16 protein-coding genes are annotated in these 15,410 nt (G+C 70.1%); 14 read left to right on the forward strand and 2 right to left on the reverse strand.

What is annotated here, in order from left to right:
* The first annotated feature begins 42 nt into the window (after positions 1-42).
* From OZ403_RS13865 to OZ403_RS13885, 5 genes are all read left to right on the forward strand, one after another.
* On the forward strand, positions 43-2,694 hold the full coding sequence (locus OZ403_RS13865; protein WP_268784389.1) for an LPS-assembly protein LptD: 2,652 nt from the start codon (positions 43-45) through the stop codon (positions 2,692-2,694).
* Between the two features lie 59 nt (positions 2,695-2,753).
* The gene (locus OZ403_RS13870; protein WP_002634858.1) at positions 2,754-3,104 is read left to right on the forward strand and encodes a helix-turn-helix domain-containing protein; all 351 of its coding nucleotides are present in this window, start codon (positions 2,754-2,756) and stop codon (positions 3,102-3,104) included.
* Positions 3,105-3,264: 160 nt separating this feature from the next.
* Positions 3,265-4,803, forward strand: a complete 1,539-nt coding sequence (locus OZ403_RS13875) for a hypothetical protein (protein ID WP_140790208.1) — start codon at positions 3,265-3,267, stop codon at positions 4,801-4,803.
* A gap of 109 nt (positions 4,804-4,912) precedes the next feature.
* Positions 4,913-5,614, forward strand: a complete 702-nt coding sequence (locus OZ403_RS13880; RefSeq protein WP_268784390.1) for a TetR/AcrR family transcriptional regulator — start codon at positions 4,913-4,915, stop codon at positions 5,612-5,614.
* Positions 5,563-6,345, forward strand: a complete 783-nt coding sequence (locus tag OZ403_RS13885) for an enoyl-CoA hydratase/isomerase family protein (RefSeq protein ID WP_140798043.1) — start codon at positions 5,563-5,565, stop codon at positions 6,343-6,345. Before OZ403_RS13880 ends, OZ403_RS13885 begins: the two co-directional genes overlap by 52 nt.
* A gap of 6 nt (positions 6,346-6,351) precedes the next feature.
* Here the strand turns inward: OZ403_RS13885 and OZ403_RS13890 are convergent, their stop codons facing one another.
* Positions 6,352-7,341 carry a M23 family metallopeptidase gene (locus OZ403_RS13890; protein ID WP_268784391.1) on the reverse strand — a complete coding sequence of 330 codons (990 nt, stop codon included), beginning with the start codon at positions 7,339-7,341 and terminating at the stop codon, positions 6,352-6,354.
* A gap of 300 nt (positions 7,342-7,641) precedes the next feature.
* Here OZ403_RS13890 and OZ403_RS13895 point away from each other — a divergent pair, with 300 nt between their 5' ends.
* The 8 genes from OZ403_RS13895 (at position 7,642) to OZ403_RS13930 (ending at position 11,849) form a co-directional block, all read left to right on the forward strand.
* Positions 7,642-8,166 (forward strand): hypothetical protein, encoded by a 525-nt coding sequence (locus OZ403_RS13895; RefSeq protein WP_174258758.1) that lies wholly within the window; start codon positions 7,642-7,644, stop codon positions 8,164-8,166.
* Between the two features lie 17 nt (positions 8,167-8,183).
* Entirely contained in the window at positions 8,184-8,948 is a 765-nt protein-coding gene (locus OZ403_RS13900; protein ID WP_140790218.1) for an endonuclease/exonuclease/phosphatase family protein, read from the forward strand.
* A 144-nt stretch (positions 8,949-9,092) separates the two neighbouring features.
* Positions 9,093-9,554 (forward strand): phage holin family protein, encoded by a 462-nt coding sequence (locus OZ403_RS13905; RefSeq protein WP_140798045.1) that lies wholly within the window; start codon positions 9,093-9,095, stop codon positions 9,552-9,554.
* Positions 9,544-9,765: a DUF3618 domain-containing protein gene (locus OZ403_RS13910; RefSeq protein WP_011552784.1), complete on the forward strand. Its 222-nt coding sequence runs from the start codon at positions 9,544-9,546 to the stop codon at positions 9,763-9,765. The genes OZ403_RS13905 and OZ403_RS13910 overlap by 11 nt, the downstream gene beginning before the upstream one ends.
* Positions 9,766-9,803: 38 nt before the next feature.
* Complete coding sequence (locus OZ403_RS13915) at positions 9,804-10,004, forward strand: hypothetical protein (RefSeq protein ID WP_140790222.1); 201 nt, start codon at positions 9,804-9,806, stop codon at positions 10,002-10,004.
* A gap of 35 nt (positions 10,005-10,039) precedes the next feature.
* Entirely contained in the window at positions 10,040-10,474 is a 435-nt protein-coding gene (locus OZ403_RS13920; RefSeq protein ID WP_140790224.1) for a hypothetical protein, read from the forward strand.
* 40 nt (positions 10,475-10,514) lie between these two features.
* Positions 10,515-10,814 carry a YtxH domain-containing protein gene (locus OZ403_RS13925; protein WP_090489000.1) on the forward strand — a complete coding sequence of 100 codons (300 nt, stop codon included), beginning with the start codon at positions 10,515-10,517 and terminating at the stop codon, positions 10,812-10,814.
* Positions 10,815-10,925: 111 nt separating this feature from the next.
* Positions 10,926-11,849 carry a hypothetical protein gene (locus tag OZ403_RS13930; protein ID WP_268784392.1) on the forward strand — a complete coding sequence of 308 codons (924 nt, stop codon included), beginning with the start codon at positions 10,926-10,928 and terminating at the stop codon, positions 11,847-11,849.
* A 25-nt stretch (positions 11,850-11,874) separates the two neighbouring features.
* Here the strand turns inward: OZ403_RS13930 and OZ403_RS13935 are convergent, their stop codons facing one another.
* Positions 11,875-12,726 carry a hypothetical protein gene (locus OZ403_RS13935; protein WP_268784393.1) on the reverse strand — a complete coding sequence of 284 codons (852 nt, stop codon included), beginning with the start codon at positions 12,724-12,726 and terminating at the stop codon, positions 11,875-11,877.
* 143 nt (positions 12,727-12,869) lie between these two features.
* On the opposite strand from OZ403_RS13935, the gene OZ403_RS13940 reads away from it, so the two are divergent.
* The gene (locus tag OZ403_RS13940; RefSeq protein ID WP_268784394.1) at positions 12,870-15,410 is read left to right on the forward strand and encodes an adenylate/guanylate cyclase domain-containing protein; all 2,541 of its coding nucleotides are present in this window, start codon (positions 12,870-12,872) and stop codon (positions 15,408-15,410) included.

Genomic DNA, 15,410 nt, shown 5'->3' on the forward strand with positions numbered 1-15,410 from the left:
GCGGGCCGCTCGGCCTGGGCGCGGCATACCCTGCACCCCTGAATGAGCTTCCTGGTTCCGCTCGCCGCCGCGCTGCTGGTCTCCACGTCGCAGGTGCCACTCGCCACCCCGCTGGCTCTGCCCAACGGTGAGACGGCGCAGCTGGCTGCGGACCTGGTCGTCTACGAAGCGGACACGAAGGTCGTCACCGCGCGCGGCAACGCCGTGCTGCGCACGGAGACGATGCAGCTTCGCGCTGACGAGGTGACGTACGACGAGGTGAACCAGCTCGTCACCGCCTCGGGCGGTGTCATGTTCGTGGGCCCCAGCGGCCTGGCCGCGGTCGCCGACACCGTGAAGATGGATGTGCGCACCTACGAGGCGAACCTCGAGGGCGGCCTCTTCATGCAGAAGCAGGGCGTTACGCAGGAGGCCCTGTTCACGGCGAAGACGCCCCAGGAGCTGCGGGCCATGGGGGAGACGCCCCTCCTCATGAGCGGCTCGCGCATCCGCCGGACGGGGGAGAACACCTTCCTCGTGGAGGACCTGGCCTTCACACCGTGCAACTGCAGCCCGGGTGAGCCCGGCTGGCGCATGGAGGCCTCGTCGGCCACCGTCGTCCTGGGCGAGCGCGCCACGATGACGCTGCCCGTGGTGTACGTGAAGTCCGTGCCCGTGTTCGCGCTGCCGTGGCTCTACATGCCGCTGTCACAGCGGCGCACCGGCCTGCTGATTCCCAAGCCCACCATCTCCGCGCTCAACGGCTTCTCCCTGGAGCAGCCCCTCTTCATCACGCTGGGGCCGAGCTACGACGTGACGCTCACGCCGGGGTACTTCAGCGGCGGCACGGACGAAGTTCACCGGGTGCACAATGGCGTTACCAGTCTGGACGAGGACGTTCGTGAGCCTCGCTACCTGGGCGTGAAAGGACCCCGGCTGCTCACTGAGTTCCGCTATGCGCCCAGCGAGCGGACCCGGGGACGGGCCACGCTGGGGTTCCTCTACGACTTCCGGCCCATCCGAGACCCTCGCTCCGGCGCGTTCTTTCGGCGGACGGTGGACGGTATTGCCACGACTGAGTTCGTCGACGAGCGGCGAGGACTCCGGGGCGAGGCGTCGTGGCAGCACACCCAGGACATGGGGGGAGGGTGGCACAACCGGGTCGACGCGTCGTTCGTCTCCGATGGCTTCTACACCCGCGACCTCACGGCGGACCTGGTCACTCGCGAGTTCACCTACCTGCGCAGCACGGGCACGGTGTTCCAGCGCCAGGACGACCTCTATGCGGGGCTCGACGTTGCGCTGCGCCAGGACATCCGGTGGGGGTACCGCTTCTTCCAGGACAACCGCGTCCCCGCGGCCACGGACCCAGCGCGCCCGGACCTGAAGGGCCCCACCACGTTCCAGCGCTTGCCGGCCATCACCCTGGCCCTGCCGGAGCGGCCCGTGCTGGGCGGAATCATGGGGGGCCTGTCGGTGCAGTACCTGCGGCTCGCGCCCCTGCGAGGCGGGTACGGCGACGAGGGCATCGACGGCATCTTCCGGCCTGGGGGGGACTACCTCCCGTTCGGCTCCTCCGAGTGGCCGAAGCCCGTGGACACCACGCAGTCCGACGGCATCTTCAATTCGAACGACCGTGAAGCCCGCGACCGGGTGGACTTCTTCCCCCGCCTGTCGACGTCCTTCGGCCTGGGCAGCCTGATGCGCGTGTCGCCCTCGCTGGGCCTGCGCCAGGACGTGTGGCTGGGCGAGGTGTCGGGCCGGACGTGGCAGCGGGGCTATCCCATCGCCGGGCTGCTGCTTGAAAGCCAGGTGGCGCGCGTCTTCGAGGGCCGTGAGACGAGCTTCCGCCATGCCATCACCCCTTCGCTGGAGCTGCGCTACGTGCCGGGCGGGTGGGGCCGGCTTCCCTCGGCCGGGGGCTCCGGGGAGGACCTGGCCCGCCCCTATGACGAAGTGGACGCCGCGGTGCCGTTCCAGGCCGACGGCCGCACCCGGGGCTTCCTCCACGCGGTGCTCGCCGTGGACCAGACGCTGCGCTTCAAGCTCGGCAACGACATCCGCGAGCCGCTGCGCCTGCGCATCGGACAGGGCTTCGACCTCACCCGGCACGTGCCCGCGGCGGGGAAGGTGGACGACCCGGGGCCCGTGCTGCGCGACACCTTCGCCCGCCTCAGCGCCACCGCTGGAATCTTCACGGCCGCGGGCACCGTTCGCTACGACCCCAACGCGGGCCGCATCTCCGGGCTCTCCGCGGAGGTGAACGTCGACAACGGCAAGGGGCACGCCGTGTACGCGCGCTTCGACGACCTGCTGTGGGCCGGGGGAGATGCGCTCAACCGCGGCGCGGATCCCCGTTCCGTGGGCCCAGATGTGCTCCGCCGCTCGCTGGATACCTTGGTAGGCGGACTATCCCGAGTAGAGCCCGGCTTCCCTCCGGCCGAACGGGCTCAAGCCCTCATCGCGGGTACGCGTTTGAAGCTCGGATTTGGGCTGGGAGTGCGGTACGAAGCAATTGTGCAACCGCTTTACCAGGATCTAGTAACTCAAGAAAATCGCCCTCTTGCGCAGCAGACATTCGGCCTCTCGTATGGGCCTGCATGCGACTGCTGGCGGGTAGAGGGGGTGGTGACGTTGCGGCGAGAGTTGGGGCTGGAATTCTCCGGCATCAACCTCATCGTGGCGGATTTCGGATCCTTTGGTTCCGGAGGCTAGGAATCACCAGCGGTGGGTGGTGGTTCCTCCAACCCCGAAACAGCCAGGAGAAGTACTTCGTGTCGGACCTCGGAAAACGAATTGGGCAGCGCATCCGCGAGCTTCGGACACAGCGGCCGGAGCGCTGGACGCAGGAAGAGCTCGCGGAGCGGGCGCAGATCAGCGTGTCGTTCCTTTCCATGATCGAGCGTGGCGAGCGCGTCCCCCATGTGGAGACGCTGGCGGCCCTCGCCAACGCCCTGGGCGTGAGTCTGGGCGAGCTCTTCACGGGAACGGAGCAGACCCTTGCTCAGACGGAGGACCTCCTGCGGCCCCTGTCTGACTTCGCGCGCGCCCGTGGCCTCACCGCCCGGGACGTGGACCGTCTACTGGGTGTGGCCCGGGTGATGTTCAGCGGCACCGCCGCCTGACGTGACCCCCTGGGATTCCAGGCCCTGGACGCAAGAGGGCTCCGGTCCACCTGTCCTGTCCTTGACTGGACGGTAGGTGGCCCGGGAAGATGCGGAAGATGCGCTGTGCGCTGCTCGCGTACAGCCCGCTTCCTTCATCGCCTTCAAGGAGTTTCCACTGATGCGTCCGGGTCTGGCCCCGTGGGTGGCCTTCGCGAGCTTGCTGTTCGTTGCATGCTCGCCGTCGGCCCCCGCCACACTTGAATTCGTGGACCAGTCACCGGCTCAGCCGCGACTGGGAGAAATCACCACGCTGCGCTTCCGCGCGGTGGACTCCCGTGGCCAGCCGCAGGCCGGTACCCCGGTGTCCTTCACGCTGGAGTCCCCGGTTCCGGGCGTCGAGCTGTCGCCCACCGAGGGTGTCACCAACACGGGTGACGGCATCGTGTCCGTGCAGATGACCGCGCGCGGCGGCCGGGTGGCCTCCGCCGTCGTCATCGCCACCGCCGGCACGGGTGCCGAGATGAAGCGGGCCGTCTCGCCGGTGGTCAGCTTCGCGGGCACCAACTCGAACTCCCGTCAGTTCACCTTCCAGTGCGGTTCGTTCTCCGGTAACGGCTCCGGTCTGCACCACGCCGTTGGCGCCTGGGACGAGACGCGCGCCCTCATCGCGGGCGTGAAGGTCCGGTGCATCGCCCACGTGGGTGATCGTAACGGTGACGGCGTGGTGGGCGCCCAGGTGTCCTTCCTCACCGAGGCGGGCACCATCGGTCCCAGCGCCGTGTCCGTCACCGACGTGGTGGGCAACGCGGAGGTCCTCTACAAGACGTCCCTGCCGCTGCCGCAGGACGTGGAGCCGGGCATCTTCAGCTGGAATCCGCAGAAGGACGCGACCCACACGGGCGAGTACCTGGCGCCGCTGTGGATGCACCCCTTCCTCTGGGACGAGAACCCCATTGCCGCCTACGGCAACGCCGCGCAGCCCCAGCAGGACCGTCCGGAGCCGCGCCGTCCGGACCCCATCCGCCCCGGCATCGTCCTCAACCCGCGTGACAACCTGGTCTCGCTGATCGCCATCACCAGCGGTGAGGAGGCCTTCGACGACCTCAACAACAACGGCGTCTGGGACACGGGCGAGCCGTTCGAGGACCTGACCGAGCCCTTCGTCGACAACAACGACAACGGCACGTGGGATCCGGGCGAGCGCTACGTGGACACCAACGGCGACGGCCGCTGGACGGGCAAGAATGGCCAGCACGACGCCAGCACGCTCATCTGGGTGCAGGAGCGCATCCTCTGGACGGGCATGCCCCACGGGCTGGACAAGGACCAGACGCAGCGGCAGCTCGACCCGCCGCCCAACGCGCCGCCGCCGCTCATCAGCCACTTCGGCGGCATCTCGATTTCGTTCATCGTCTCCGACCCCTGGTACAACCGCATGGCGCAGAACAGCGGCAATGACGGTTGCAGTGGCGGCGCGTCCGGCCCCGTCACGGTGTCCCCGGCCAACACGGGCATCGCGTTGACCTACCCGTCCTTCAACTTCGAGACGTACCTGGTCCGCGATGCGCACGAGCCGCCCACCGAAGGCCCCCCGCCGCCGGTCTTCAACCCTCCGGTTGATTGGCGGGTGACGCCCATCTGCAAGTACACGGCGGCACAGCTTGAGGGCCACGAGGCCATCGTCCAGGGGCCCGTCGTCCGGGGCACCGTGGAGTAAGTCGTCGTCGTTTCGCCGGGCGGGCCCACGAAGGCATTGACCCCAGGGCCCGCCCTCCGTAGGTTCTCCACTGGTTGACTGGCGAATCACCCGCCGGTGGAGGACAACCGTGGGTCAGCAGAGCAAGCCGGCGGCGGAGAGTGGCACGCGCGAAAGCGAGCGCCGCCGCACCATCCTCCGCGCGGCCATCGACGTGTTCGCGCGCAAGGGCTACCACGGCTGCCGCATCGCGGACGTGGCGAAAGAGGCCGGCGTCGCATACGGGCTCGTCTACCACTACTTCAAGAACAAGGATGAGCTGCTCGAGACGGTGTTCGACACCGGCTGGAGCGGCTTCGTCACGCGCGTGCGCGCGGTGGTGGAGGGCGAAGGCTCGCTGGCGGAGAAGGTCCGCGGCATCGTCGAGGTGGCCTTCGAGGCCTACCGGGTGGACCCGCGCGCGGTGAAGGTGCTCATCCTGGAGATTGCGCGCAGTCCGGCGGGCTCGCGCATCAACCGGCAGACGGCCTTCGTGGATGCCATCCGGCTCAGCTCGGCGCTCTTCAACGCCGCGCAGGAGCGGGGCGAGCTGCGGCCGGGGTTGGACCCGCACCTGGCCTCCGCGCTCCTCTTCGGCAACATCGAAATGGCGCTCACCGCCTTCGTCGTGGGGCTGGCCGACGCGCACGACCCCGACGCCCTGGAGCGGGCGAAGTCGCAGATTGCCGACTCCTTCCTTTACGGCGTCCTCACGGGTGCCCAGGCAGCGGAGGTGTCCGAATGGAAGCCGGAGAAGTCCGCTACGAAGTCCAAGGCCCCCAAGCGCTCCTGACCATTGACCGGCCCAAGGCCCGCAACGCCTTGTCCCCGGGCGTGGTGCGCGAGCTGATGGCCGCGCTGGAGCGGGCCGAATCCGACGCCGCGGTGCGCGTGGTGGTGCTGACGGGCGCCGGTGAGAAGGTCTTCTGCGCGGGCGGGGACCTGGGAACCATGGCTGGTGACGAGGGCTTCCTGTCCACGCACGAGGGCCGCCGTTCCTACGGGAAGCTGCTGGCGCGCTTCCAGGAGCTGCGCAAGCCCACCGTGGCGCGCGTCAACGGGCACGCGCTGGCGGGAGGCCTGGGGCTGGTGCTCGCGTGTGATTTGGCCGTCGCCGTGGAGGGCGCGGACCTGGGCACGCCCGAAATCGACGTGGGCCTCTTCCCGATGATGATGATGGCGCTGCTCCAGCGTCACCTGGGCCGCAAGCGCGCGCTGGAGCTGGTGCTCACCGGAGACCGGCTGCCCGCGCGCGAGGCGCTGACGTTGGGGCTGCTCAACCGCGTGGTGCCGGCCGCGGAGCTGGACGCCGCGGTGGGCGCGCTCGCGGGAAAGCTGGCGGGGAAGAGCCAGGCGGTGCTGGCGCTGGGGCGCCGTGCCTTCTTCACCGCCGAGGACCTGCCGCTGCCCGCCGCGCTGGAGTACCTGGCCTCGCAGCTGTCGCTGAACGTGCTGGCGGACGACGCGGGGGAGGGCATCTCCGCGTTCCTGGAGAAGCGTCCCCCGAAGTGGAACGACCGCTGACGCCGGCTACTGCGTGCCCAGCTCGGCGTTGCCGCCCTGGGCGACGCTGGGCGGCAGGTGCGGGAAGAAGTCCAGCTTCAGCAGGCGCTCTCCGTCCACCCACAGCCCGTCCACCTTCACGCCCCAGTGCAGGTGCGGGCCGGTGACGCGGCCGGTGCTGCCCACCTTGCCCAGCAGCTGGCCCTGCTTCACCTGTGTGCCCGTCTTCACGTCGATGCGCGACAGGTGGAAGTACGCCGTGTAGAGCCCCGCGCCGTGGTGCACCAGCACGGTGTTGCCCGCCGCGTAGTTGTCGCGCGCCATCACCACCGTGCCGTCGTTGGCGGCCTGCACTGGCGTGCCCGGGTCCCCGTCGATGTCCACGCCGAAGTGCTGACTGGATAGCTTTCCGTTGAAGGTGCGGCGGTCGCCGAAGGGCGCGGTGATGCGGTCCGCCCTGGGCCACGCGAAGTTCTGGGAGAAGTGCGGCGCGCTGAAGTCCTGTGCGAAGGCTTCAGCGAAGGCGCGGCGGTCCGCGGCCATGCGCTTGCGCACCGACGCGGGCGGCTTCACGTACTTGCCGGCCACGCGCAGCTCGCGCGACGGGTAGCCGGACTCCACGACGTCCAGCGTGCCCGTCAGCTCCACCTGCGGCGCGCCCGGCGTGACGGGGCCCATGGCCGTCACCTGCGCGGTGCCCGGCGTCATCTCCACCGGCAGGCCGGAAACGGCCAGATAGCCATCGCCCCAAGGGAAGAAGCGCAGCGCGCGTCCGGCGAGCGTGCCGGTGGGAGGCGCCGTCATGCCGCTCACCGTCACCAGCACCGGGTCTCCCGGCTTGGCTGCGCCGGGCTGCAGCGTCAGCTGGGGAGGGGCCTCCAGGGAAGCGTCCTCGCTGGACGCGCGCACGGGCACCGAGGCGGTTTCGGCCGCACCGGCCTTCGCTCCAAGTGCGAGCAGGGCGAGTAGCAGGAAAGGGGACTTGGAATACTTCCGGCCGGGTGCGTGCGAAGGCATGGGCCGTTTTTACACCACGTCGCGCGCAACTCTTCCCGGAGTGTGGTGTCGGTCCGCCGCATGCTTGCTCCGCCCCTCGAAAGCGCTTGGCTCGTCGCCTGGGTGGGAGAATGGCCGCACGCCTCCTCTGCGCGAAGCCGACCCCAGAGGTTGTCGGTACTTGGACGACGCATCTTGTCCGCATGCCGCCTGCCTGTCCGCAGGGCAGGCGGGCCACCAGGGCACATTCCGTCAAGGCGTACCCGGGGGACTGGGGGCTTCCTAGCTTCTGAACGGACTCGTTGATTGGGAGATTCGCGGATGCCTCGTCCCTATAGCTTTGACCACTACCAGGTTCCGAAGACGCTGCCGGCGCCGAAGCGAAGCCTGCGTCGGCAGGACAAGGCGCGGCTGGCCCATTCCAAGGCGCATCCCGAGGCCATGGAGAGCCACGAGGGCGTTCACTACGGCAAGCGCTTCGCGGAGACGGAAGAACTCTACATCGCGCATCAGATGGAGGCGCAGCTGGAGGAACTGGCGCGGCCCGAGCCCGACGCCAAGTTCTCCCACGGCCCGGAATTCAAGGCGGCACGTGGCACGTCGAAGGGCAAGGCGCGCCCGACCTCCGCGCCCGTCGTGGGAGGAACGGCGCCGATTGGCGCGCTGCCACCCACGCGCGAGCAGCCGCCGCGCGGGCGGCTGCCGGAGATTCGCGACGAGGTGGAGCACCAGCTCCAGGCCCTGCGGGGTGGACTGGGCGACGCCGTCAAGGCCGTGTCCCGGCTCATCCTGCTGCCCGTCACGGTCGTCCGCATGGCCGCGGGCCGCATCCTTCCTCTGTCCTGATTGGGTGAGCGACGCGCGTGGAGCTGAGGCTCGTTTCGTACAACATCCATAGTGGTATCGGAACGGACGGCCGCTTCGACCTGGGCCGCGTGGGCGCGGTGCTCCGTGAAGTGGGCGCGGACATCGTCGCTCTCCAGGAGGTAGGCGACTTTCGCGCGGTGACGCCTCGGGAGGACCAGCCCGAACACCTGGCGGACATGCTCGGGCTGCACATGGCCTTTGGTCCTAATGTCGTGCGCAACGGCCGGCGCTACGGCAACGCCATCCTGTCGCGGCTGCCCATCCTCAAGTCGAAGAACTACGACTTGAGCGTGGGCCGCCGCGAGCCTCGCGGCGCGCTGCGCTGCGACCTGGACATCGGGGGAGGGCAGCAGCTCCACGTCTTCTCCCTCCACCTGGGCCTGCGCCTGGGGGAGCGGCGCAGGCAGGAGGCGTTGCTGTTGTCCTCGGACATCCTCCGCGATGCCGCGCGGAAGGCCCCGTTGGTGGTGTGTGGAGATTTCAACTACTGGGGCAATGGCCCGGTGCCCTCGCTGGTGCGCCAGGCCATCCACGACGCGGCGCTGGAGCTCGGCGCGCCCGCTCGCACGTATCCCACGCGCCTGCCTCTGCTGCGGCTGGACCGCATCTTCGTGGACGCGGGCGTGCGCCCGCTGTCCATCCACCCTCACCGCACGGAGTTGAGCCGGGTGGCGTCTGACCACCTGCCCCTCGTGCTGCGCTTCGAGGCCCCCATCGCCGTGGAGCCTTCCGTCTCTCCTCCGGTGCAGCTCATCGGGTAGACTGGGCGGATGGGCCGACGCGCGCGTTCACTGGCCGACGCTTGCGTGCGCCGGACAAAAACTCCGTGACGTGGTTGTCGCGGAACAGGTGCATGCCTAGGTTGGCCCGCACCTGAGAGGCCGTATGCGTCGGCCGGAGAGCGCATGCACGTGGGAAGTGAACAGGCAGAGCGCGGGATTTCCGCGCTCGTCGGGCGCATGGCCGACGGCTTCAGCCGGCTGGTGACGCAGCACCTGCAGCTGGCGCGCATGGAGCTGGCCGAGGATGTCAAGGCCACGGGCCTGGACGTGGCGATGATCGTGGCCTTCGTGCCCTTCATCCTCGTGGGTTATGGCTTCGTGTGCGCGGCGCTGGCGGCGTGGCTTTCCACGTGGTTGGGATGGTCCGGAGCGCTGGCTGGAATCGGCCTGCTGAATCTGGTGGGAGGCGCGGGCGGCGCGATGTGGGCGGTGAACCGGCTGAAGGCGCGCCGGATGATGGACGATACGTCGCAGGAACTCTCGCTCAGCGTGGCCGCGCTCACCAACGCCGTCCCCAACGCGTCCGTGAATGCGCTCCAGGGGACGAACCGTGAAATCTTCAAGGAGCCCCCGCATGGCCGGTAGCAATGGACAGCCCAAGGCCTACAGCCCCCGCAGCAGCGCGGACCTGCGTGCCGAAATCGAGCGCACGCGCGCCGAGCTGGCCACGTCGGTAAGCGCCCTTCGCGAAGAAGTGGCCGTGGCCGCCGACTGGCGCCAGTGGGTGAGCCGCAATCCCTACGCGTGTGTAGGCGCGGCGTTCGTGGTGGGCCTGTGGTTGGGCTCGCGCGACTGACGACTGCCGTAGTACCCCCAATTGAGGAGATGGCTTCGATGGAGATGAATCCGCAGCAGATGGCCGACAAGGCGCGTGAGTTCCAGGACCGCGTGGTGCCGCAGATCGACGAGGCCCGTCAGAACATCGTGGACCTGAACAACCGCGTGGTGAGCTTCATCCGCGCCAATCCGGGCACGTGCCTGCTGGGCGCCGTGGCCGTGGGTTTCCTCGTCGGACGCATTGCCTCGCGCCGCTGAAGACGCGCGCTGGAACCACACGAGAGGATGAACGCATGACGACGTTTCCAGGTGCATCGGGCAATGGCACGCCGCAGGACCCGCAGGGCGGCGGCTTCGGGCAGCGAGTGGACCACATTGGCAGCGACGCGCAGCAGCTCTGGTCCGACGCGCGCGGCGCGGTGACGGACTTGGGGCAGACGCTGGACCTGCGGGGGCGCGTGGAGCGCAACCCGTACGGGATGATGGCGGCCGCCGTGGGCGTCGGCTATCTGCTGGGCGGCGGGCTCTTCACGCCGCTGACGGCGCGCATCCTCCGGCTCGGCGTGCGCCTCGCGGCGCTGCCACTGGTCAAGGATGAACTGTTGGGCATGGCGGAAGCGGCCTTCCAGGGCTATCAAACTGGACGTGGTATGGCTGGTCCGGGCCCGCAGGGCTCCGCCTCGGCGAACGCCACTTCCGCAGGCACTCCTCGCCCGCCGACGTACTGATGCCGGGCTTTCCTCCACCCCACAACCCCCGGAGTCTCAAATGGTGAACTTCAACAACCTCAAGAAGCTGGACAAGGACGACCTGCTGCACCTGGTGGGCCTGGAGACGCGTCGGGACACGGTGGACACGCTCCTGCCCGTCGTGGGCGCCTTCGCCGCGGGCATCCTCGTGGGCGCGGGCCTGGGCCTGCTGCTGGCGCCCAAGCCGGGCAACCAGCTGCGCGATGACCTCCGTCAGCGCCTGCACAGCGGCCAGGAGTACCTGTCCAACGCGGTGGGCCGCTCCTCTGAGGGCGCGGCGCAGACGGGCCCGCAGGGCACCGTGTCCCGCACCGCCTGATTCGCGGCATCCGCCGCACACGGCCCCGGACGGGGCCAGGGGCCTCCATTCGCGCCGGCAACGGCCGCGGGTGGGGGCCTTCCCGTTTGGAGCCGGTTAGAGTCCACGGCCGTGAGTGAGACGACGCAGGGTGGGATGGTGAAGCACGCCGGGGCCAGCGAGGGCGTGAGCCCGGACGCGGCGCTGGCGCGGCTGCGCGCGCTGGAGACGCTGGAGTCCGGGTATGAGGCGTGGCTGGAGCTCCAGGTGGAGCACGCGGCGTCGCGCCTCCGCTTCTGGGAGGAGCGCGAGCGGCTGGAGCAGCAGGGCTCGTTCCTGTTGGGCGCGGTGCGCGCCGCGGGGCTGACACCCCCGTCGGGCGCCGAGCCCGCGCTGGTGACTCCGCCCGCCGCTCCAGGGGACTTCCTGCGGGACGCGGAGGACAAGCTGACGCAGGCCCGCGACGCGCTTGCCCGGCGAGAGGCGGAGAGCGAGGCGAAGCATGCCGAGGCCTTCGCGGAGATTCGTGCCACGCTCAAGGACCGCGTCCAGCGCTACCTGAGCGCGAGCCGCCCATCCCTGACGTTGCTGCTGCGCCGCGTGGGGACGGAGCGCGCGATTCTCCATCTGGAGCGCGTGTCCGGAGACACGCCCGTGCTGCTGTGCTTCCTGTTCGCGGCCAGGATTCCGTCCCGGTACGGCTTCCTGCTGGATGACGCGACCGAGGACGTGTCGCTGCCGCCCGCGCCGCTCTATGCCGACGAGGGCGTGGCCGCGGACGAAGTGCGTCCGGACGCGGTGGGGTTGGAGTCGCGCGTGCGGGGGGCAGGGGAGGTGGTGCCGCTGAAGGGCTTCCTCCCCGTGTTCGTTCCACGCCCTTCGGGAGGCGAGGACTTCTTCCGGCTGCTTCAGCGGGGCGTGGTGCTGGAGGTGGAGGTCGCGGACGGGACGGCCTTCCGCAACGTCCTCTCCCGCGAGGAGTCCGAGCGCTTCGCGGGGCACCTGCTGCGCCTCAAGCTGGAAGGGCGCATCGGGCTGGACATCGAAGTGGGCTGACTCGCCTCGCGCCGGCAGGTCCGTCCTAGCGCGTGCGCACGACGCCCACCTCGGCGGTGCCCGCCAGCAGCGCGCTGCCAACGAACAGGTTGCCGGATTCGGCGCCGCCCATTCGCACGGCGTGGAAGATGACCAGGTAGGTCTGCTCGCGCTGGGGGAAGGCGGTGCCCGGAATCGTCACGCGGGCCTCGCGGTACGGGCCCGGCAAGCCCACCAGTTGGAGGAACTGGACCGGCGTGGAGGGCAGGTTGGTGTACGTCGGCTCGCCCTGCGCGCCCTCGGAACTCAGGGGCACCACGGTGACGAAGCCGAGCGTGCGGTCCGTATTCGCCAGGGGCGCCGGCCGGTCGAAGGCCAGGGGCGTGCTCGCGTCGATGCGCAGGAAGCCTTCGGGCGGGTGCAGCGCGGCGATGGTCTCCTTCATCGGCGCGTTGTCCACCTGGCCCACGTAGCGCGTGCCACCTCGGTTCGCGATGAACTGGTAGGTGGCACCGGGCTGGTAGGTGAAATCGGAGGCGCCCACGCTGGTGCGGCTGTAGTTGCCGGAGCCCTCGTCCGCGAGCGCCGTGGCCTGGCCACCCACTGGCTGCACCGTGATTTCGGCCCCAGCCAGGCCGGAGGGCTGCGAGTTCTCACCCGTCCGGCTGCCAAGGAAGACAATGGCGGCCGTCTGCGCGGGCAGGGCGAGCACGTCGCCTCCGTCCGGGCTGAAGGTGCCCGCGTCATAGCCGGCCAACGCGGAAGCGGAGACCTCCACCTCTGGGGTGGAGAGCAGCGTGCCCACCATGACGTGGTCGGCGGTGAGCTGGTCCAGGTCGCAAGCCAGGAAGGCGAGGGAGGAGGCGGCGAGCGCCGCGGACACCAGGGTGCGTTTCATGGGAACACGAGCATAGCAGGCACCCCCGCAACGACGACCGCGCTCGGGCCCATCTCGGGGTATCCTCCGGGCCACCCGTGCAAGGTCACCGTGTTCACTCCGCAGGCCGGCGCTTCCTGAAGCGGCTTGGCGTCTCCCTGTTGATGGCCCTCCTCTTCGGAGGCGTGCTGGGGCTGCTCGTGTACCTGCGCCCCACCAGCATCGTGCCGCCCAAGGACCCGCCGTCTGCCTGGGTCCCCTCCGCGGCGGTGGATGCCGCACAGGCCTGGCTGGAAGGCTGGGAGCGTGTCACCTACGACTGGCGCGTGCGGGAACTGGGGGAGCGCTCCGAGCGCCCCGACGAGGCCGTCGTCATCGCCATCGACGACGAGACGCTGGCCGAGGCCCGCCAGGACGTGCGCCCCGGCGTCGCCACGCAGCCCTGGCCGCGCCAACTCGTGGGCCGCATGGTGCACCGGCTGGTCCAGGAGGGGGCGCTGCTGGTGCTCGTGGACTTGCCCTTCACGGACCTGAGCCCCAACGCCTGTGCCGAAGCCTCGTCCGCGTCGGCCTCGTCGCTCTCCTGCGACGACGCGGCCTTCGCCGCGCAGCTGGCGAAAGAGCCGGGCCGGGCGCTGCTGTCGTTCACCTGGGAAGCGCAGGGGCCCCGGGTGCTGCCCCCCGCCAGCCGCCTGTGGCCGTACCGCGTGAAGCTGGGCGTCTATGACGCGTCCGAGGCGGCCTCCCTGCGCGCGCAGGCCGTGCTCGCGGCGCAGCGCCCGGCCTTCATCATCCCCGCGGGCAGCCAGGTAGAGGTCTGGGGCGGCGCCATGGACGAAGCGGACGGCAAGGCGCTGGGCTCGCGCCTGGGAGCCACCGCGCATGTCCTCGAGGAGCGCCGCGCAGCGGACGACAGCTACCGCGTGGGCCCCACGGAGCTCTTCATCTCGCTGGCGGAGGTCCAGGTGGAGGGACTGGACGCGGCGAACCTCATCGAGCTGCGCCAGGTTCAGCACCCCGTGGTGCCGCTGTTGAGCGGAAGCGCGGGCTTCGGTGCGTCCACGCTCGTGGCGGGCCAGGACGGACGCGTGCGCGCCGTGGCGCACCTCATGAGCTACACCGTGCGCGGCAAGCGCCACATCCTGCCGTCGCTGCCCCTGGCCGCGGCCATGCGGTTGGCCGGTACGCGCTCGCTCCGCTACGAGGGCGGCAAGCTGCACGTGGGGGACCAGTACGCGTTCCCGATGAGCGCCTCGGGACTGAGCCTGCTGCGCTGGGATGCGCCCAACGCGGGCCGGGGCTCACGCGGCTCGCTGGCGCGCTCCATCCGCGCGTGGAACGTGCTCCTCAACGTCTTCGACGTGGCGGACGAGCGCCCCGCGCGCTTCGAGAATGACCTGGAAGGCCGCACCGTCGTCCTCACGCGGACCGCCGGCGAGTCCGCGCACCTGCGTTCCACGCCCCTGGGGCCGGAGACGCCGGGGGGCGCGATTCTGGGGCAGGCGCTGGCCAACATCCTCCGTTCGGAGGGCATCACCCGCGCGGCGCCCGATTTGGACCTGCTCCTCACGCTGGGGCTGGCCTTCCTCGGCGCCTTCCTGGCGCTGTCGCTCAGCTTCCTGCTGCGCTCGGTGCGCGGCGCCGTGCTCTACGTGGGCTTCCTGGTGGCGGCGGGCGCGGGCTACGCCTTCGGAGCCGCATACGTCTTCGTCGAACAGCGGCTGTGGGTGGCCATGGCCGGGCCGCTGCTGGCCATGGTGGGCGCCTTCGTCGCCACCATTCGCTACGCCTACGGCACGGAGCGGCAGATTCGCGACTTCGTGCACAACGCGCTCGGCCGCTACGTCAGCCCGGACGTGGCCCGGCTGGTGGCGCGGGACTTGAGCCTGATGCGCCCCGAGCGCCGGCAGATGTCCGTGTACGTCTGCGACATCGAAGGCTTCACGCGGCTGTCGGAGGGCCTGCCGCCCGAGCAGCTGGTGGGCCTCTTCAACGCGTACCTCACGGAGATTTCCGCGGTGGTGCGGTCCACGGCGGGGCAGGTGGACAAGTACATCGGCGACTCGGTGATGGCCTTCTGGGGGGCGCCGGTGCGCACGGACCGCCACGCGCACCTGGCCTGCGAGGCGGCACTGAAGATGCGGGAGGTGCTGACCGAGCGTCAGTCCGCCTGGGAGAAGAAGTACGGCCACCGCCTCAGCTTCCGCGCGGCCGTGGACACCGGGGAACTGGTGGTGGGCGACCTGGGCAGCGAGATGAAGTCCAACTACACCGTGCTCGGAGACGCGGTGGGGTTGGCCTCGCGGCTGGAGGCCATCAACAAGGTGTACGGCACCTACGTGCTGGCCGGGGACACCACCGCGCAGCTCGCCAGCGGCAGCTACGTCTTCCGTGTGGTGGACCTGGTGCGCTTCAAGGGCCGCCCGCAGCCGGTGCGCGTGCATGAGCTGGTGGCGCGCCGCGGAGAACTCACGCCCCGCATGCAGGAGCAGCTCGCGCTCCACGAGCAGGCCCTCACCGCCTACCACCAGCGCCGCTTCGCGGAGGCGCATGCCCTCTTCGAGCGCGCTTCACACGAGTACCAGGACACCGTCGCCGCGCTCTACGCCGGCCGCTGCGCCCGCTTCCTCGTCACGCCGCCGCCCGCGGACTGGGACGGCGTGCACGGCATGGAGGAGGGCGAGCCCACCGCCGCGGCGGCGTGA

It is taken from the genome of Myxococcus sp. NMCA1 (genome assembly GCF_026810205.1).
Taxonomy (GTDB): Bacteria; Myxococcota; Myxococcia; order Myxococcales; family Myxococcaceae; genus Myxococcus; species Myxococcus xanthus_A.

Excerpts from the sequence above, each read along its gene's own strand:
- OZ403_RS13865 (WP_268784389.1), top strand. The coding sequence starts at position 43 with ATGAGCTTCCTGGTTCCGCTCGCCGCCGCGCTGCTGGTCTCCACGTCG.
- OZ403_RS13875 (WP_140790208.1), top strand. The coding sequence starts at position 3,265 with ATGCGTCCGGGTCTGGCCCCGTGGGTGGCCTTCGCGAGCTTGCTGTTC.
- OZ403_RS13885 (WP_140798043.1), top strand. The coding sequence starts at position 5,563 with ATGGAAGCCGGAGAAGTCCGCTACGAAGTCCAAGGCCCCCAAGCGCTC.
- OZ403_RS13890 (WP_268784391.1), bottom strand. The coding sequence starts at position 7,341 with ATGCCTTCGCACGCACCCGGCCGGAAGTATTCCAAGTCCCCTTTCCTG.
- OZ403_RS13895 (WP_174258758.1), top strand. The coding sequence starts at position 7,642 with ATGCCTCGTCCCTATAGCTTTGACCACTACCAGGTTCCGAAGACGCTG.
- OZ403_RS13905 (WP_140798045.1), top strand. The coding sequence starts at position 9,093 with ATGCACGTGGGAAGTGAACAGGCAGAGCGCGGGATTTCCGCGCTCGTC.
- OZ403_RS13910 (WP_011552784.1), top strand. The coding sequence starts at position 9,544 with ATGGCCGGTAGCAATGGACAGCCCAAGGCCTACAGCCCCCGCAGCAGC.
- OZ403_RS13915 (WP_140790222.1), top strand. The coding sequence starts at position 9,804 with ATGGAGATGAATCCGCAGCAGATGGCCGACAAGGCGCGTGAGTTCCAG.
- OZ403_RS13920 (WP_140790224.1), top strand. The coding sequence starts at position 10,040 with ATGACGACGTTTCCAGGTGCATCGGGCAATGGCACGCCGCAGGACCCG.
- OZ403_RS13925 (WP_090489000.1), top strand. The coding sequence starts at position 10,515 with ATGGTGAACTTCAACAACCTCAAGAAGCTGGACAAGGACGACCTGCTG.
- OZ403_RS13935 (WP_268784393.1), bottom strand. The coding sequence starts at position 12,726 with ATGAAACGCACCCTGGTGTCCGCGGCGCTCGCCGCCTCCTCCCTCGCC.
- OZ403_RS13940 (WP_268784394.1), top strand. The coding sequence starts at position 12,870 with ATGGCCCTCCTCTTCGGAGGCGTGCTGGGGCTGCTCGTGTACCTGCGC.